Origin of the sequence: Paenibacillus albicereus (genome assembly GCF_012676905.1) — a bacterium.
GTDB classification, from domain to species: domain Bacteria; phylum Bacillota; class Bacilli; order Paenibacillales; family Paenibacillaceae; genus Paenibacillus_O; species Paenibacillus_O albicereus.
In genome coordinates, this window is sequence record NZ_CP051428.1 from 269,705 (window position 1) to 285,000 (window position 15,296).

The following is a 15,296-nucleotide window of genomic DNA, read 5'->3' on the forward strand; positions in this document are numbered from 1 at the left end:
GCCCTTGGAGCCGATAGAAAAGCCGCCGGAGCCTCAGGCCTCGGCGGCTTTCATCATTTTCAGGACGTCGAGCTCGCCCGGCGTGCGCCCTTCCTTCGCTCCGCGAAGAGGCACCATCGAGCGCTTGAGGATGGATTTGATCTCGCCCGGATCGAGCTCGGGCTGATGGGCGAGCAGCAGGGCCACCGCGCCGCTCACATGCGAGGTCGCCATCGACGTGCCGCTCATTTCATGGTACTTTCCTTTCAGCCAGGCCGAGTGGATGCGGTCGCCCGGAGCGTAGATGTCGATGTAGGGGCCGCGGTTGCTGAAGGCCGCGATGCGGCGCAGCCGGTTCGTCGCGCCGACCGAGATCGTCTGCGGATACCGGGCGGGGTAGTCGACCGAGCGTCGGCGGCCGTCGTTGCCCGAGGAGGCGATGATGACGACGCCGGCGTTCGTCGCGCTGATGACGGCGTTGTGCAGCGACTTGCTGCGCGACTTCATGCCGAAGCTCATGTTGATGATGTTCATGCCGCTGCGGACGCACCATTCGATGCCGAGGATGATGTCCGACACATAGGCGCTGCCGTTCTGGTCGAACGCCTTGACCGGGTAGACGACGGAGCGCGGAGCGACGCCGATCATGCCGCCCGGCTGGTTGGCCGCGGCGATCGTGCCGGCGATATGGGTGCCGTGCCCGTTGTCGTCATGAGGCAGCTGGCCGCGGTCGATCAGATTGATGCCGCGGCCGAGCGAGGCTTTGAGATCGGGATGGTTATGGTCGACGCCGGTGTCGATGACGCCGATCTTGATCCGATGGCCCGTCGTCCGGTTCCAGGCGAGGGGAGCGCGGATCTGCTGCACGCCCCAGGGCAGGCCCTTTTCGGGCATCGTCTTGGGCAGGCCGGACGCTTTCATCGTAATCCGGCGGTCCTCCTCGGCCATCACGCCGTCGGTCGGAGGGGGAGGAGGCTGCAAGGCGGGCAGCGCCAGGCTGACCGCCTGGACGAGAGGCAAGGGAACGAGACGTTCAGGCGGAAGAAGGGCTTCCCGACATGCTTGCAGGAAGGCCCGATAATCTTGCGAATGGCGGAATGTAAGCATGAGCCGTTGGGCCGGAGAGCCGGCGGAGGCGGGGAGGTCGCGCAGCCAGCGGAGCAGATGATCCAAGATGAGTCCCTCCTGACGGACAATGCTTGGATAGTGTATGAGGGGCCGCCCTCCGCCCGATAGAGCCATCGGCCCGTTTTTGCCCCAATTTGGGCCGCGGCTCGTGTCAATCGCCCTCCGCTCTTCATACAATGCAAGTAAGAGTCGTCGGACTCTTGCAGCCGGGAATCCGCCGCTCCTTTCCGGAAGGCGCTCCAGGCGGAAGGATACAGTCAGGAGCGAAGGGGCAGCCCTTCGTTCTTCCTTTTCGAGGATGGATGCGACCTTCGGACGAGGGACAAGCCCTCTCGAGGAGCGCCTTGATTTTTTGAGGCAAATAGGTTTTACTAAAGGTTGACTGTGGACAAGATGGAACCATATTGAGCTGCGTATGATTATCCGAGAGGATGTGTCTGGATTAGATGAGCACGAACCTGTCTCAAAAATTCGATGCGGAGCGGCTGCGCGAGATGCCGATGGTCGATCTGGCCTTCGAAGTGCTGAAAGCGGCCAATACGCCCTACTATTATCGAGACCTGATGAAGGAGATCGCCAAATACCGCGGTCTGACGGAAGAGGAAGTCAACAACGTGATCGCCCAGGTCTACACGGAGATCAACATCGACGGCCGCTTTGCCTGCGTCGGCAGCAACACCTGGGGCCTGAAGCGCTGGTACCCGGTCGAGAAGAACGAGGATCCGATCACGAACGCCAAGCGTCCGCGCATCATCAACGACGATGACGATCTTGAGGACGAGGAGCCGTTCGAGGCGGAGGAGGAGGACACCTACGCCGAGGGCGAGGAGGACTTCGACCTGTTCGACGAGGACCGCGAGTTCGACGAGAGCGAAGAGGAAGACGCCGAGGCGGTCGACGAGACGATCGAGGAGGAAGACGCCCAAGCCGAAGAATCGGACGACGACGAAGAAGATTTCGAGGACGAGGACTCCGACGAAGAGGAAGACGGCAAGTAACGCCCACGGTTTTCGCCTGCCTGCGGCGGGCCGCTTCGAGGCCCCTGCGGGGCCTTTTTTTATGGATGGAAGCTCGGCGCGGAAGTCCGGCTTGTCCTTGACAGGGCGGATTGCGGTGAGATAAACTATTGCATGGGCTTTTTGAAGCTTTTCGTGAAACCATCATCAGCTCAAGGCTGCGGCGCACCGGTCCCGTTTGGGAGCCGGGAAGCGTTCGGCCTGCATATTTGCATGGGTGATTGTAAAAAGTGCCCCCTTTATATGGGTGACACTTTTTTTGTTTTTATATGGGGTCTGCGCCATGTTTTGGGGCAGGCCTGGGCAACCTTTAATTAACCATAGGGGCATGGAGGGGTACTAAACAGTGACGAAATATATCTTTGTAACGGGCGGTGTGGTGTCGTCTCTCGGCAAAGGCATTACCGCGGCTTCGCTTGGCAGGCTGCTCAAGAACCGTGGATTGAAGGTGACGATCCAGAAGTTCGATCCTTATATCAACGTGGACCCGGGAACGATGAGCCCGTACCAGCACGGGGAAGTATTCGTCACGGACGACGGAGCGGAGACGGACCTTGACCTGGGCCACTACGAGCGCTTCATCGACATCAACCTGTCCAAGAACAGCAACGTGACGACCGGCAAGATCTATTCCTCCGTCATCACCAAGGAGCGCCGCGGCGAATACCTCGGCGGCACGGTCCAGGTCATCCCGCATATTACGAACGAGATCAAGGAACGCGTCTTCCGCGCCGGCCGCGAAGCCGGTTCCGACGTCGTCATCACGGAGATCGGAGGTACGGTCGGCGATATCGAGAGCCTGCCGTTCCTCGAGGCGATCCGCCAGATCAAGAGCGACATCGGCCGCGATAACGTCATGTACGTGCATGTGACGCTGATCCCGTACATCAAGGCTGCGGGCGAGGTGAAGACCAAGCCGACCCAGCACAGCGTCAAGGAGCTGCGCAGCATCGGCATCCAGCCGAACGTCATCGTCTGCCGTACCGAGAAAGCCATCTCCGAGGACCTCAAGAACAAGCTGGCGCTGTTCTGCGACATCGATCCGAACGGCGTCGTCGAGTGCCGCGATGCGTCCACGCTGTACGAAGTGCCGCTCATGCTCCAGGAGCAGGGCCTCGACCAATACGTCGTCGACCATCTCAAGCTGACGGCGCCGCAGCCGGACATGACCGAGTGGACCGCCCTGGTCGACCGCGTCAAGAACCTGAAGCGCAAGACCGAGATCGCGATCGTCGGCAAGTACGTGGCGCTGCATGACGCATATCTCAGCATCGTGGAGTCGCTCGCCCATGCCGGCATCGAAGCCGATTCCGAGATCAGCATCCGCTGGGTCGACGCCGAGGAGCTCACCGACGCCAACGCGGCCGAAGCGCTCGCCGGCGTGAACGGCATCCTCGTGCCGGGCGGCTTCGGCGACCGCGGCATCGAAGGCAAGGTCGCGGCGATCCGCTATGCCCGCGAGAGCCGCACGCCGTTCTTCGGCATCTGCCTCGGCATGCAGGTCGCCGTCATCGAGTACGCGCGCAACGTGCTCGGCCTGGCCGGGGCCAACAGCTCCGAGATCAACCCGACGACGCCGTACCCGGTCATCGACCTGCTGCCGGAGCAAAAGGACATCGAGGATCTGGGCGGCACGATGCGCCTCGGCCTCTACCCGTGCAAGCTCGTCGAAGGCTCCCTGGCCGCTCGCGTATACGACGACGAGCTCGTCTACGAGCGCCATCGCCACCGCTATGAATTCAACAACGAGTACCGCGAGCAGGTGGAGCAGGCCGGCCTGCGCATCTCCGGCACTTCGCCGGACGGTCGTCTGGTCGAGATGGTCGAGCTGCCGGATCATCCGTGGTTCCTGGCCGTCCAGTTCCACCCCGAGTTCACCTCCCGCCCCAACCGCCCGCAGGCGCTGTTCCGCGGCTTCGTCCGCGCTTCCCTCCAGCTGTCCGAATAGGGGCAGGGCGAGCAAGCCTCTCTATTTCCTTGGCCGTCCGGCATCGCGTACCGCGATCCGGGCGGCTTTTTTCCGTCTTGCAGAAGGAGATGGAAGGAGCAGGGCGAATATAGGGGGTGGGCAAATCAGGAGCTGTCGCCATGCCGTCTCATCGCCGCAAACGCCAAAGGATCCGACACATAGAGCAGCTAGTTCTGTCGAAGAGAGAACCTAACGGGAGGTAGAGAAGTTGGACAAGAAGAAGGTACTCATCGTGGATGACCAGAACGGAATCCGCGTGCTGCTGATGGAGGTATTTACGAGCGAGGGATATACGACCTACCAGGCTTCCAACGGCAAGTTGGCCCTGGAGATCGTCCGCAGCGAAAGTCCCGACCTGGTCCTGCTGGACATGAAGATTCCCGGCATGGACGGACTGGAGATCCTCAAGCACGTCAAGGCGATCGACCGCAGCATCAAGGTCATCATGATGACGGCATACGGCGAGCTCGACATGATCAAGGAAGCGACCGATCTCGGCGCCGTCATGCACTTCACCAAGCCGTTCGATATCGATGAGATGAGGCTCGCGGTCAACATGCAGCTGCGCCGCGACGACGAGAACAACAGCAAATACGCCATCGGGTCCTGAGCAGCAGGGCCTGTTTTTATGCCCGGACAAGTATGATATAATAGCCCAGAATGACCCGCTTCATTGGACTGAACCAACCACAAACGATGAGCGCGCGCCCTTGCAGCTGCATTGCCGGCGCGCGCTGCGTTGTTTTCAGCTGCAGGGCGCCGGCGCGTCTGGACGCGCCGGCGATGCCTGCTTCTTCTCGGGGAGGATACAGCAGTAATGGAGAAACTAATGGTTCGCGGCGGACGTCCGCTGCGAGGCACGGTGCAGATCAGCGGTGCCAAGAACAGCGCGGTCGCGCTGCTGCCAGCCGCCATCCTGGCGGAGTCGGAAGTCGTTCTGGACAACCTGCCGCAGCTGAGCGACGTGGCGGTCTACGGTGAGATTCTGGAGCAGCTCGGGGCCGGCGTGTCCTGGAGCGGCGACACGATGAGGATCGATCCCTCCCGCTTGCAGTCGGCGCCGATGCCGGACGGCAAGGTCAAGCTGCTGCGCGCTTCTTATTATTTGATGGGAGCGCTGCTCGGCCGCTTCGGAGAAGCGGTCATCGGCCTGCCCGGAGGCTGCAACTTCGAGCCTCGCCCGATCGATCAGCATATCAAAGGCTTCGAAGCGCTCGGCGCGGAAGTGTCCAACGAGCATGGCTCGATCCGCATCTTCGCCCGCGAGCTTCGCGGCGCCAAGATTTACCTGGACGTCGTCAGCGTCGGCGCGACGATCAACATCATGCTGGCCGCATCCAGGGCCAAGGGCGTCACCACGATCGAGAACGCGGCCAAGGAGCCTGAAATCATAGATGTAGCGACGCTGCTCAATGCGATGGGAGCCCGGATCAAGGGCGCCGGCACGGAGACGATCCGGATCGAGGGCGTGGAGGCCATGCACGGCTGCCGCCACTCCATCATCCCGGACCGCATCCAGGCCGGGACCTATATGATCGCGGCGGCAGCGACCCGCGGCGACGTCGTCATCGACGGCGTCATCCCCAAGCATATGGAAGCGATGAGCGCCAAGCTGGTCGAGATGGGCGTGCAGGTCATCGAGATGGACGAGTCCATCCGCATCGTCGGCGCGCCGACCTACGAGCCGATCGACGTCCGCGCGCTCGTCTATCCCGGCTTCGCGACGGACCTGCAGTCGCCGATGACGAGCCTGCTCACGCAGGCCTCCGGCGTCAGCATCCTGACCGATTACGTCTACAGCAACCGGTTCAAGCATGTGCCGGAGCTCGTGCGCATGGGCGCGGGCATTCGCGTGGAGGGACGCTCGGCGATCATCGAGGGCGGCCCGCTCAACGCGGCCAAGGTCCGCGCCGCAGACCTCCGGGCCGGAGCGGCGCTTGTCGTCGCCGGCCTGACCGTTCCGGAGGGCGTCACTGAAATTGCCGGAGTCGAATACATCGACCGGGGGTACGACAACCTCGTCGAGAACCTGCGCCGGCTCGGAGCAGACGTATGGCGGGAGCAGGCTGACGCCTGAGCCTGCCCTATGCGGCCTAGGCCCGGCTTGATGATCGGTCCGATCGTCCACCCGTACCGGCCCATATGCAGCCGGATCTGCAGCCCATCGCTTTCCGCGCGTCGCCAGGCCCGCTCCTCGCGGGCCTTTTTCCCCGCATCGGCTTCACGCCCTCTTTCCAGGATTCCCTAGGACTTATGCGACTCATCCGCGATTCCCTCTTGCAGGTTAGGGCGGAGCCCGAACGGACACACTAAGAGAATAGAAGTCATAGATTCGGATCGTCCCGGCTTGAGGTAAAGGATTAAGGTGCGAAAACTGAATAAAGTGGTGAGATCATGAGCGAATTTCAGATCGCCGATCTGGAAGCAATGTCATTGAATGATCTGTACAAGCTCGCCAAGCAGTTCGAGGTGCCGAGCTTCAACCAGATGAGAAAGAAAGAGCTCGTCTTCGCCGTCCTGCGCGCGCAGGCGGAGCGGGGCGGCCTGCTGTTCATGCAGGGCGTGCTGGACATCCTGCCGGAAGGCTTCGGCTTCCTGCGGCCGATCAACTACTTGCCGAGCAACGAGGACATCTACATCTCGTCGTCCCAGATCCGCCGGTTCGACCTGCGCAGCGGAGACCTCGTCTCCGGCAAATGCCGTCCTCCGAAAGAAAACGAACGCTACTTCGGCTTGCTGCAAGTAAATGCCGTCAACGGCATGAGTCCGGAAACAGCGGCCGACCGCCTGCATTTCCCGGCGCTGACCCCTCTTTTTCCGCAAAAGAAGCTTGTCCTGGAAACGACCCCGCATCGCCTGTCGACTCGAATCATGGACCTGCTCGCGCCCGTCGGCCTCGGCCAGCGGGGGCTGATCGTCGCGCCGCCGAAGGCGGGCAAGACGCTGCTGCTCAAGGAGATCGCCAACAGCATATCCGAGAACAACCCGGAGATCGAGCTGTTCGTCCTGCTCATCGACGAGCGGCCGGAGGAAGTGACCGACATGCAGCGCTCCGTACGGGGCGAGGTCGTAGCCTCGACGTTCGACGAGCTGCCGGAGAACCATATCAAGGTGGCCGAGCTCGTGCTGGAGCGGGCGCTGCGCATGGTCGAGCATAAAAAGGACGTCGTCATCCTGCTCGACAGCATCACCCGCCTGGCGCGCGCCTACAACCTCGTCATCCCGCCGTCCGGGCGGACGCTCAGCGGGGGCATCGATCCGGCGGCGTTCCACCGGCCGAAGCGCTTCTTCGGCTCGGCGCGCAACATCGAAGAGGGCGGCAGCCTGACGATCCTCGCGACGGCGCTGATCGACACCGGCTCGCGCATGGACGACATCATCTACGAGGAGTTCAAGGGCACCGGCAACATGGAGCTGCACCTGGACCGCAAGCTCGCCGAGCGCCGGATCTTTCCGGCCCTCGACATCCGCCGCTCCGGTACGCGCCGCGAGGATCTGCTGCTGAGCAAGGAAGAGCTGGACAAGGTCTGGGTCATCCGCAAAAACATGAACGACTCCATGGAGTTCGTCGATAACTTCCTGAAGAAGCTCGGCGAGTCCAAGACGAACGCGGAGTTCCTGACGACGCTGGAGTCCAAGAACGGCCAGCGGCCGAACCAGCCTTCCGCGAGCGGCGCCGGCTCCAGCAGCGCCCAGGCACCGGGCACGCCGGCCGGAGGCAGCCCGATCGTCTCCAACACGTCCGGCTATCGGAATCATGGAACGCCGACGGCACAAGGCTACCGCAGCTATGCTGCAGGCAGCGGAGGCAACGCCCCGGGCAGCGGCTCGGGCAACGCTTCCGCGCCGGGCAGCTTCTCTTCGGCAGGCTCGTCCCGCTCCGAGAGCGGCTACGGCAGCCGGGGAGAGACGGGCAGCTACGGCTCTTCGCGGCCGAGCGCATCCGCCGGCAGCTCCTATGCGAGCCGCGGCGGGACAGGAGCCCGGCCGAGCGCGGCGTCGCGTCCGGCCGCGACCGGCGCTCGGCCGGCCGCATCGGCGCCTGGCGCGCGTCCGGGCGGGAACAGCCCGGCGCCGCGCTCTGGCGCCGCGCAGCCGCCGGAGCAGCCGGCCGGCGGCGAGCGCGAGGCGGCGCCCGCCGCCGCTGCGGAGCCTTCCGGCGCGCCAGCGCCGGCGCGCGCCGTAGCGGCGCGGCCGAGCGCAGCCGCGCCGCAGGCGGCGCCTGCGGCCGAGGCGCCGCCTGCCGCGGCCGAGCCGGCGGCCAAGCCGCGCGGACGCGCCGCCTCGCCGCGTACGGCTGCGGCGCGAGTCGCCGCCGCGCCGGATGCCGGCGCCGCGCAAGCCGCCGCGGCGGAAGCGCCGGCGGCTCCGGCCGCGCCGGCGAAGCGCACGCGCGCAGCCGCGAGCACGGACGCCGCGGCCGACGCCAGCGCCGCGCCGCGCTCGCCGCGCGGCACCAAGGCGGCCGCCGCAGCCGCGGCCGCCCCGGATGCGCCGGCGGCCGAAGCCGCGCCGGCGAAGCGCCCGCGCGCCTCATCCGCCGCGCGCGCAGCCGCAGCGGCGGCCGGCGATCAGCCGGCCGCGCCCGCCCGCCGCACGACGCGCGCCAAGGCCGCGCCGACCGACACGCCGCCGGCCGAATGACGGCCGGCGCTTCGCACAGACTTTAGGAGGACATCATGAATCTTGTATACGCCGACGAACAAGGCCAATTGTTCGACCATCCCGACTGGACCGGTCTCGGCCGCGGCGGGGACATCGTCATCGAGCTGATGGAGGAGGAGCTGATTCCTCTGCCGGAGGGCGCCACGCTGGTGGGGCTGCCGGGCACGCGTCCGATCGGCATCGGCCCGAGCGGCAAGATGGAGCTGCTTCCGGGGCCGTACCAGGCGGTCGGAGCGCTGCTGCCGCAGGGCTTCACCCGACTCGCCTTGCCGGGCTACGCCAAGTCGGACAAGACGGCCGTGCTGCCGCTGTTCGGCTACACCGCCGTCGTCTGGAAGGACGGGGGCTTCTGGGCCGCCGCCGAGCCATGCGACGATCCCGAGCGGTGGAACCCGCTGAACTGCGACCGGACCGAGCTGAACGTCAAGGTGGAGGAGCTGCTGGCCAAGTATCCGGACAACCGGCTGTACAAGCATCTGTCCCATTGCGCGCTCGGCTACGAATGCCTGACCGCTTCTAATACGTTCCTGCAGCGCTGGGAAGGAGCGGTTCCCGTCTCCTATTTCTGCAACGCCGGCTGCTTCGGCTGCATCTCCGAGCAGCCGGAGGACAGCGCGTTCCCGGCTCCGCAGACGCGCATGAACTTCAAGCCGACCGTCGACGAGGTCGTGCAGATCATGCTGGAGCAGCTCCGCACCCCGGATTCGATTATCAGCTTCGGCCAAGGCTGCGAGGGCGAGCCGTCCACCCAGGCCAAGATCATCGTCGAGGCGATCCGCCGCGTGCGCGAGCAGACCTCCATGGGCTACATCAACATCAATACCAACGCCGGCCTGACCGACTTCATGCGGGCGATCGTCGATTCGGGCCTCGACCTCATGCGCGTCAGCACGATCAGCGCTCTGGACGACCATTACAACGCTTACTACAAGCCGCGCGCCTACACGCTCAAAAACGTGGAGAAATCGCTCCGCTACGCCGCCGACCAAGGCGTCTACACATCCATCAACTATCTCATCTTCCCGGGCGTCACCGACCGCGAGGAGGAGATGGAGGCGATGATCGAGTTCGTGCGCCGGACCGGCCTGCGGCTCATCCAGATGCGCAACCTCAACATCGACCCGGAGAGCTACCTGAACCTCATCCCCAAGGCGCGCGGTGAAATCTACGGCATGAAGCAGATGCTGGAGATTTTCCGCGAGGAGCTGCCGGATGTCGTCATCGGCTCGTACACGCATGTGCCTCCGGCCGAGCTGGTCCGTCGCCGCTGAGGCGGCCGAAGGGCATTGCGCGGTACGGGCATGCATGATATAGTATTCAAGTATGCGATAACTCTGGGCTCGCATGAAGCTCAGGGCAGAAAGAGGTGAAAGACGATGAAAGAGGCTATTCATCCGAAATACCACGTGACTACGGCTACTTGCGCTTGCGGCAACACGTTCGAGACCGGTTCCGTAAAACCGAACCTGCGCGTGGAGATCTGCTCCGCTTGCCACCCGTTCTTCACGGGCAAGCAGAAGTTCCTGGACGCCGGCGGCCGCGTAGACCGTTTCAAGAAGAAATACGGCATCTAATCGACTTCAGCTGCCAGCCATTGGCAGTATAGAAAAACCTCCCTTCGCCATCCTATGGCCAAAGGGAGGTTTTTTGCATGCACACGACCACGCTCCGCCCGCTCGCCCGGCGCATCGCGCTGTCCGTCTCCGCCCTGGCGCTCGGCGCCGCCTTGCTGTCCGGCTGCGGAGGCAGTCCGGACTCGATGAAAGGCAAAAGCTACGGCCGGGACGGCCAGCTCGGGCTGACCAACACGAATCCGCATCTCATCAATACGCCGCATGCGCAGAATATCCAGCAGGACGCCAATTTCGCCAAGCAAAAAGCGAAGGAGGTCCAAGGCGTCGGCTCCGTCCGCCTCGTCATCGACGGAGCGACGATGCGCGCGTACGTAACGCCGAGCGCCGGGATGAACTCCGCGCAGCGGGAAGAGATGCGCGCCCGCGTCCAATCTCAGCTCGCCTTCAACATGCCGCGGTACAAAGTCGTGACGGAGCTCGCGCAGTAGCCGGGTACGTCCCGGCAGGGTACTAGCCGCTAGGGGGAGGCGGCGGTTCGGATCGGATCGAATTCCAGTGCGGCGGGGCGAACGCCTTCGAGGTCCGGACGGTTCTCCGGTCCGAGCGGACCGGGCGCCTGAGCTTCGAGCCGTCCGACTCTCGGTTCGGCCGGACCCTGTCCGGTTGCGCAAGGCACGCAAATCGGCTATACTGAAACCCTGCCGTGCTAGACGGGGAGGTAGCGGTGCCCTGTAACTCGCAATCCGCTATAGCGAGGTTGAATTCCTGCCGTAGGTTATGCGTTGCAGCGTCTGGCGCCTGGGAACAGTGTTGACGGACGGGTCCTCCGCAATGGACGCTTGTGAACCCGGTCAGGTCCGGAAGGAAGCAGCCGTAAGCAAGTTTTTTCATGTGCCGGAGGGTTGCCTGGCCCGAGCTGGGAACAGGAGTGCCGGCTGGGACGCATGGATCGAGGGCAGGTGCACGGCCCTACCCGATTAATCCCGCACGCCGGGCGATTGTCTGATTGCAGACGTCGCCCGGCGTTTTTGCATGCCGTCCCGCTCCCGCTTTGCTCCTTCCGCTCCTCCCGCTCCTCCCTCCGCTGCGTTCTCTGCGCCCCGCCGCTTCTCGGGCCGATTCCTTCGGCAGCGAGCGTCTCCCTTTTGCCCGGCCGCCCCGTCATGTATAATGGAAGAACGATAACGGCCGCCATCCGGCGGCGCGAAAGGAAGCCGACCTTTGACTCATATCGCCTTGTACCGTGCCTGGCGTCCGCAGACGTTCCGGGACATGGTGGGACAACAGCATATCCGGCAGACGCTGCAGAACGCGATCCGCGAGCAGCGCATCGCGCATGCTTACTTGTTCAACGGGCCGAGGGGCACGGGCAAGACGACGGCGGCCAAAGTATTCGCCAAAGCCGTCAACTGCGAGCGCGGACCGGCGCCCGAGCCCTGCAACGAATGCGCGGCATGCCGAGGCATCACCTCCGGCACGGTGATGGATGTCGTGGAGATCGACGCCGCCTCCAACCGGGGCATCGACGAGATTCGCGAGATCCGCGACAACGTGCGCTACGCGCCGTCCGAAGTGCGCTATAAGGTCTACATCATCGACGAGGTCCACATGCTGACGACGGAAGCGTTCAACGCGCTTCTGAAGACGCTCGAGGAACCGCCGGGGCATGTCATTTTCATCCTCGCGACGACCGAGCCGCACAAGCTGCCGGCGACGATCGTCTCGCGCTGCCAGCGCTTCGACTTCCGCCAGGTGTCGCTGGAGGAGCAGATCGAGCGGCTGCGCGAGATTACGCAGGAGGAGGGCATCGAGGCCGAGCCGGAAGCGCTCGACTACATCGCCCGCCTGTCGGATGGCGGCATGCGCGACGCCATCAGCCTGCTGGAGCAGGCGGCCGCCTTCGGCGCGGAGAAGATCACGCTGGAGGGTGCGGTCGACGTCACCGGCGGCCTCGCCGCCCGCCAGTTCGCAGGCATCGCCGTCGCGGTCCGCGACTCCGACGCGGCGGCGGTGCTGCCGCTCGTCGAAGGCCTCATGCAGGCGGGCAAGAGCCCGGACAAGTGCCTTGAGAACCTGATTTATTACTTCCGCGACCTGCTCGTGCTCAAGCTTGCTCCGGACAGCGCTCAGGGCATGGGGCGGCTGGCCGACCCCGGCGTTTTTCGCGATATGGCCGAAGGTTTCAGCGCAGAGCGCATCTTCCGCATGATCGACGAGCTTAACCGGTATCAAAATGAGATGCGCCACGCCGCCCATCCGCAGACGCTGTTCGAGGTCGCGCTGCTGAAGATTTGCACCCTGCCGGAGAGCGGCGCTCCCGCAGCGGGCGCGCAGCCTGAGGCGGAGCGGCGAGGGGCAGCGGCCCCAGGCGCCTCCGGCCATGAAGTCGCCGCGCTGCAGCAGCGGATCGACCAGCTCGAGCGCAAGCTCGAGCAGCTTCAGCGCAGCGGAGGCGCAGCAGTTGCGGCGGCTCCAGCAGCCGCCGCGCCGCTGCGCGGCGCTCCCGCCCGCGGCGGCGGCGGGTTCGGCCCTCGGTCCGGGGGCAGCGTCCGGACCGTCAAGCTCGACCCTTTCGTCTCCGCGTCGGGCAGCCCCGACACCGCCCAGCTTCGCGCCAAGTGGGCGGAAGTGCTCGCGCGCGTCAAGGATGCGCGCGTCACCGTCCATGCCTGGCTCGTCGACGGCGAGCCGGTCTCGTGGGCGGGCGACACGGCGCTCATCGCCTTCAAGAACACGATCCACCGCGAGACGACCGAGAAGCAAGCCAACCGCGAGCTGATCGAGCGCGTGCTGCAAGAATCGTTCGGCAAGCCGCTGCAGCTGGCGACCGTCATGCAGAAGGACTGGCAGCAAGCGGCTTCGGGGCCGGCCGCAGAGGGCGGCGGCGAGCCGTTCGAGCTTTCCCATGACGATCCCGGGGCTCCTCCGGCGAGACCGGAGTGGGTCGAGGAAGCGTACAAGATGTTCGGAGAGGACCTGGTGGAGCTCAAGAAGGAATAGAGCGTCGGGTCCGCTCATGCAAGGCCAAATTCCGGAATAGGGGTGACCGATATGAACAACATGAACCAGATGATGAAGCAAGTGAAGAAGATGCAGGAACAGATGCTCAAGGCGCAGGAAGAGCTCGAGACGAAGCAGGTCGAAGGCACGGCCGGAGGCGGCGTCGTGACCGCTGTCGTCAACGGCCACAAGAAGCTTGTCAGCATCGCCATCAAGCCGGAAGCGGTCGATCCGGACGACGTCGAGATGCTTCAGGATCTGGTTTTGACGGCCGTCAACGATGCCATCGCCAAGGCCGACGAGCTCGCCAACAAGGACATGGGCAAGTTCACCGGCGGCATGAAGATTCCGGGCCTTTTCTAGTCCGGATCAGGCCGACGCGTTTCATTTCGCTTTTCAAGCCGTGCGAGAGCGTACGGCGGCGGGACGGACTTCCGGTTCGCGGGAGGCCGTCCCGATTTTTATGGAAGGAGCTGGGCTTTTGTACTATCCCGAACCGATCGCGAAGCTCATCGACTCCTTTACCCGGCTCCCGGGCATCGGCCCCAAGACAGCCGCGAGGCTGGCTTTCCATGTGCTCAAGATGAAGGAAGACGATGTGATCGATTTCGCCAAGGCGCTCGTCAGCGTCAAGCGCAACCTTCATTTCTGCTCCGTCTGCTGCAACATTACCGACACGGACCCTTGCCGCATCTGCCAGGACAAGTCCCGCGACTTTTCCTCGATCTGCGTCGTGCAGGAGTCGCGCGATCTGGTCGCCATGGAACGGACCAAGGAGTTCAATGGCCAGTATCATGTCTTGCAAGGGGCGATCTCGCCGATCGAGGGCATCGGACCGGAGGAGATCCGGATCGCCGAGCTGCTGCGCCGGCTGGAGGACGAACGGGTGCAGGAGCTGATCCTCGCGACCAATCCCAACATCGAGGGCGAGGCCACCGCGATGTATCTGTCCCGGCTCGTCCGGCCGTTCGGCATCAAGGTCACTCGCATCGCGCACGGCTTGCCGGTGGGCGGAGACCTGGAGTATGCGGACGAAGTCACGCTTTCCAAAGCGCTGGAAGGACGGCGCGAGCTTTGATTTCTATTACTGCCAACGACTGGCCGATATTCGGCTGGTCGTTTTTTTGTTTCGGCAAGTTCCGGCCTCACTACCCGAGTTCCGCGGTTGATCGGCGCTGCCGCGTTCTAAACGGCGAATCCCGTTTATACAATAAGTACAGGCAAGCGGGCAGGTGGAGAGGACAAGCCGAAAGGGGGACGTGGCGGAATGGGAGCTAGGCTTTTTCAAGGCGGCCGCGTAGAGGTGTTGGCGCTGGGCGCAGAGTCCGATCAGCCGGTGGAGATCAGCTTGGACAGGCTGCTCGAAGAAATTAAGGAAGCGCATCGGGACTGGGTGAACGCTCAGTATCACTTCGAGCAGGCGTCCGGCCACGATCAGATCGATTACGCCGTTTTTGCGATCGAGGCGGCGCAGAAGCGCTACGAGATGCTGTTGCGCCAAGCGAAGCGGATCGGCGCCGTCTCGCCGGATTGGCAGAAGAGGGGGATGCAAGGATGAAGTGGATTTGGCTCAGCATGCTCAGCCTCTCGTCCATTTTGCTGGTCCTTACGCTTCTGCGGGCGAAGCTGTCTTGGTCGTGGTTCAGTCGTTTCGCCCTCCACTTGACGGCGGCAGCGGCAGGGTTGTATTTGTTGAATGGCTCCGGACTTCTTCCCGGCGCGGAGATTCCGCTCAATCCGGCCACGATCGCAACTGCCGTCGTCCTTGGTCTTCCCGGCGTCGCCGTCATGGCCGGCATTCAAGCCGTCGTTCTCTGAGGCAGCCCCGTTGGGGGCTCTTTTCGTTTCTGGGGTTGCTTAAAAAGAAATCCAAAAAAGTTTTAAAAAACACTTGCATCGATCTGGGCGGGCGTGTTATATTATCCAAGTCGCCGCTGAGAGGCGGGGCGGAAACAAAGCGAATTT

13 protein-coding genes, 1 other RNA gene and 1 pseudogene are annotated in these 15,296 nt (G+C 63.8%); 14 read left to right on the plus strand and 1 reads right to left on the minus strand.

Features of this window, described 5'->3' with window-relative positions; genetic code table 11:
* Nucleotides 1-33 precede the first annotated feature (33 nt).
* A complete protein-coding gene (locus tag HGI30_RS01210) occupies nt 34-1,152 on the minus strand; it encodes a S8 family peptidase (protein WP_407945004.1) in 1,119 nt (372 codons plus the stop codon).
* A gap of 401 nt (nt 1,153-1,553) precedes the next feature.
* Between HGI30_RS01210 and rpoE the strand changes: the two genes are divergently transcribed.
* The 14 genes and pseudogenes from rpoE (at nt 1,554) to HGI30_RS01280 (ending at nt 15,149) form a co-directional block, all read left to right on the plus strand.
* Nucleotides 1,554-2,105 carry a DNA-directed RNA polymerase subunit delta gene (gene rpoE / locus HGI30_RS01215; RefSeq protein ID WP_168906035.1) on the plus strand — a complete coding sequence of 184 codons (552 nt, stop codon included), beginning with the start codon at nt 1,554-1,556 and terminating at the stop codon, nt 2,103-2,105.
* A gap of 364 nt (nt 2,106-2,469) precedes the next feature.
* The gene (locus HGI30_RS01220; RefSeq protein WP_168906036.1) at nt 2,470-4,071 is read left to right on the plus strand and encodes a CTP synthase; all 1,602 of its coding nucleotides are present in this window, start codon (nt 2,470-2,472) and stop codon (nt 4,069-4,071) included.
* A gap of 229 nt (nt 4,072-4,300) precedes the next feature.
* Nucleotides 4,301-4,702 carry a response regulator gene (locus HGI30_RS01225; RefSeq protein WP_168906037.1) on the plus strand — a complete coding sequence of 134 codons (402 nt, stop codon included), beginning with the start codon at nt 4,301-4,303 and terminating at the stop codon, nt 4,700-4,702.
* A 207-nt stretch (nt 4,703-4,909) separates the two neighbouring features.
* Nucleotides 4,910-6,169 (plus strand): UDP-N-acetylglucosamine 1-carboxyvinyltransferase, encoded by a 1,260-nt coding sequence (locus HGI30_RS01230; RefSeq protein WP_168906038.1) that lies wholly within the window; start codon nt 4,910-4,912, stop codon nt 6,167-6,169.
* A 317-nt stretch (nt 6,170-6,486) separates the two neighbouring features.
* Nucleotides 6,487-7,788, plus strand: a pseudogene (gene rho / locus HGI30_RS01235) (transcription termination factor Rho); the annotation flags it as partial.
* A gap of 983 nt (nt 7,789-8,771) precedes the next feature.
* Nucleotides 8,772-10,028: a radical SAM family protein gene (locus HGI30_RS01240; RefSeq protein ID WP_168906039.1), complete on the plus strand. Its 1,257-nt coding sequence runs from the start codon at nt 8,772-8,774 to the stop codon at nt 10,026-10,028.
* Between the two features lie 105 nt (nt 10,029-10,133).
* Nucleotides 10,134-10,331, plus strand: a complete 198-nt coding sequence (rpmE, locus tag HGI30_RS01245; RefSeq protein ID WP_021882051.1) for a 50S ribosomal protein L31 — start codon at nt 10,134-10,136, stop codon at nt 10,329-10,331.
* A gap of 77 nt (nt 10,332-10,408) precedes the next feature.
* Nucleotides 10,409-10,819 carry a hypothetical protein gene (locus tag HGI30_RS01250; RefSeq protein WP_168906040.1) on the plus strand — a complete coding sequence of 137 codons (411 nt, stop codon included), beginning with the start codon at nt 10,409-10,411 and terminating at the stop codon, nt 10,817-10,819.
* Nucleotides 10,820-11,032: 213 nt separating this feature from the next.
* An RNA gene (gene ffs, locus HGI30_RS01255) (signal recognition particle sRNA large type) lies at nt 11,033-11,298 on the plus strand.
* Between the two features lie 254 nt (nt 11,299-11,552).
* Nucleotides 11,553-13,331 (plus strand): DNA polymerase III subunit gamma/tau, encoded by a 1,779-nt coding sequence (dnaX, locus tag HGI30_RS01260; RefSeq protein ID WP_168906041.1) that lies wholly within the window; start codon nt 11,553-11,555, stop codon nt 13,329-13,331.
* A 51-nt stretch (nt 13,332-13,382) separates the two neighbouring features.
* The gene (locus tag HGI30_RS01265; protein WP_168906042.1) at nt 13,383-13,694 is read left to right on the plus strand and encodes a YbaB/EbfC family nucleoid-associated protein; all 312 of its coding nucleotides are present in this window, start codon (nt 13,383-13,385) and stop codon (nt 13,692-13,694) included.
* A 118-nt stretch (nt 13,695-13,812) separates the two neighbouring features.
* Nucleotides 13,813-14,409, plus strand: a complete 597-nt coding sequence (gene recR, locus HGI30_RS01270) for a recombination mediator RecR (protein ID WP_168906043.1) — start codon at nt 13,813-13,815, stop codon at nt 14,407-14,409.
* 189 nt (nt 14,410-14,598) lie between these two features.
* Nucleotides 14,599-14,889, plus strand: a complete 291-nt coding sequence (locus HGI30_RS01275; RefSeq protein WP_168906044.1) for a DUF2508 family protein — start codon at nt 14,599-14,601, stop codon at nt 14,887-14,889.
* On the plus strand, nt 14,886-15,149 hold the full coding sequence (locus HGI30_RS01280) for a pro-sigmaK processing inhibitor BofA family protein (RefSeq protein ID WP_168906045.1): 264 nt from the start codon (nt 14,886-14,888) through the stop codon (nt 15,147-15,149). The genes HGI30_RS01275 and HGI30_RS01280 overlap by 4 nt, the downstream gene beginning before the upstream one ends.
* Nucleotides 15,150-15,296: the final 147 nt, after the last annotated feature.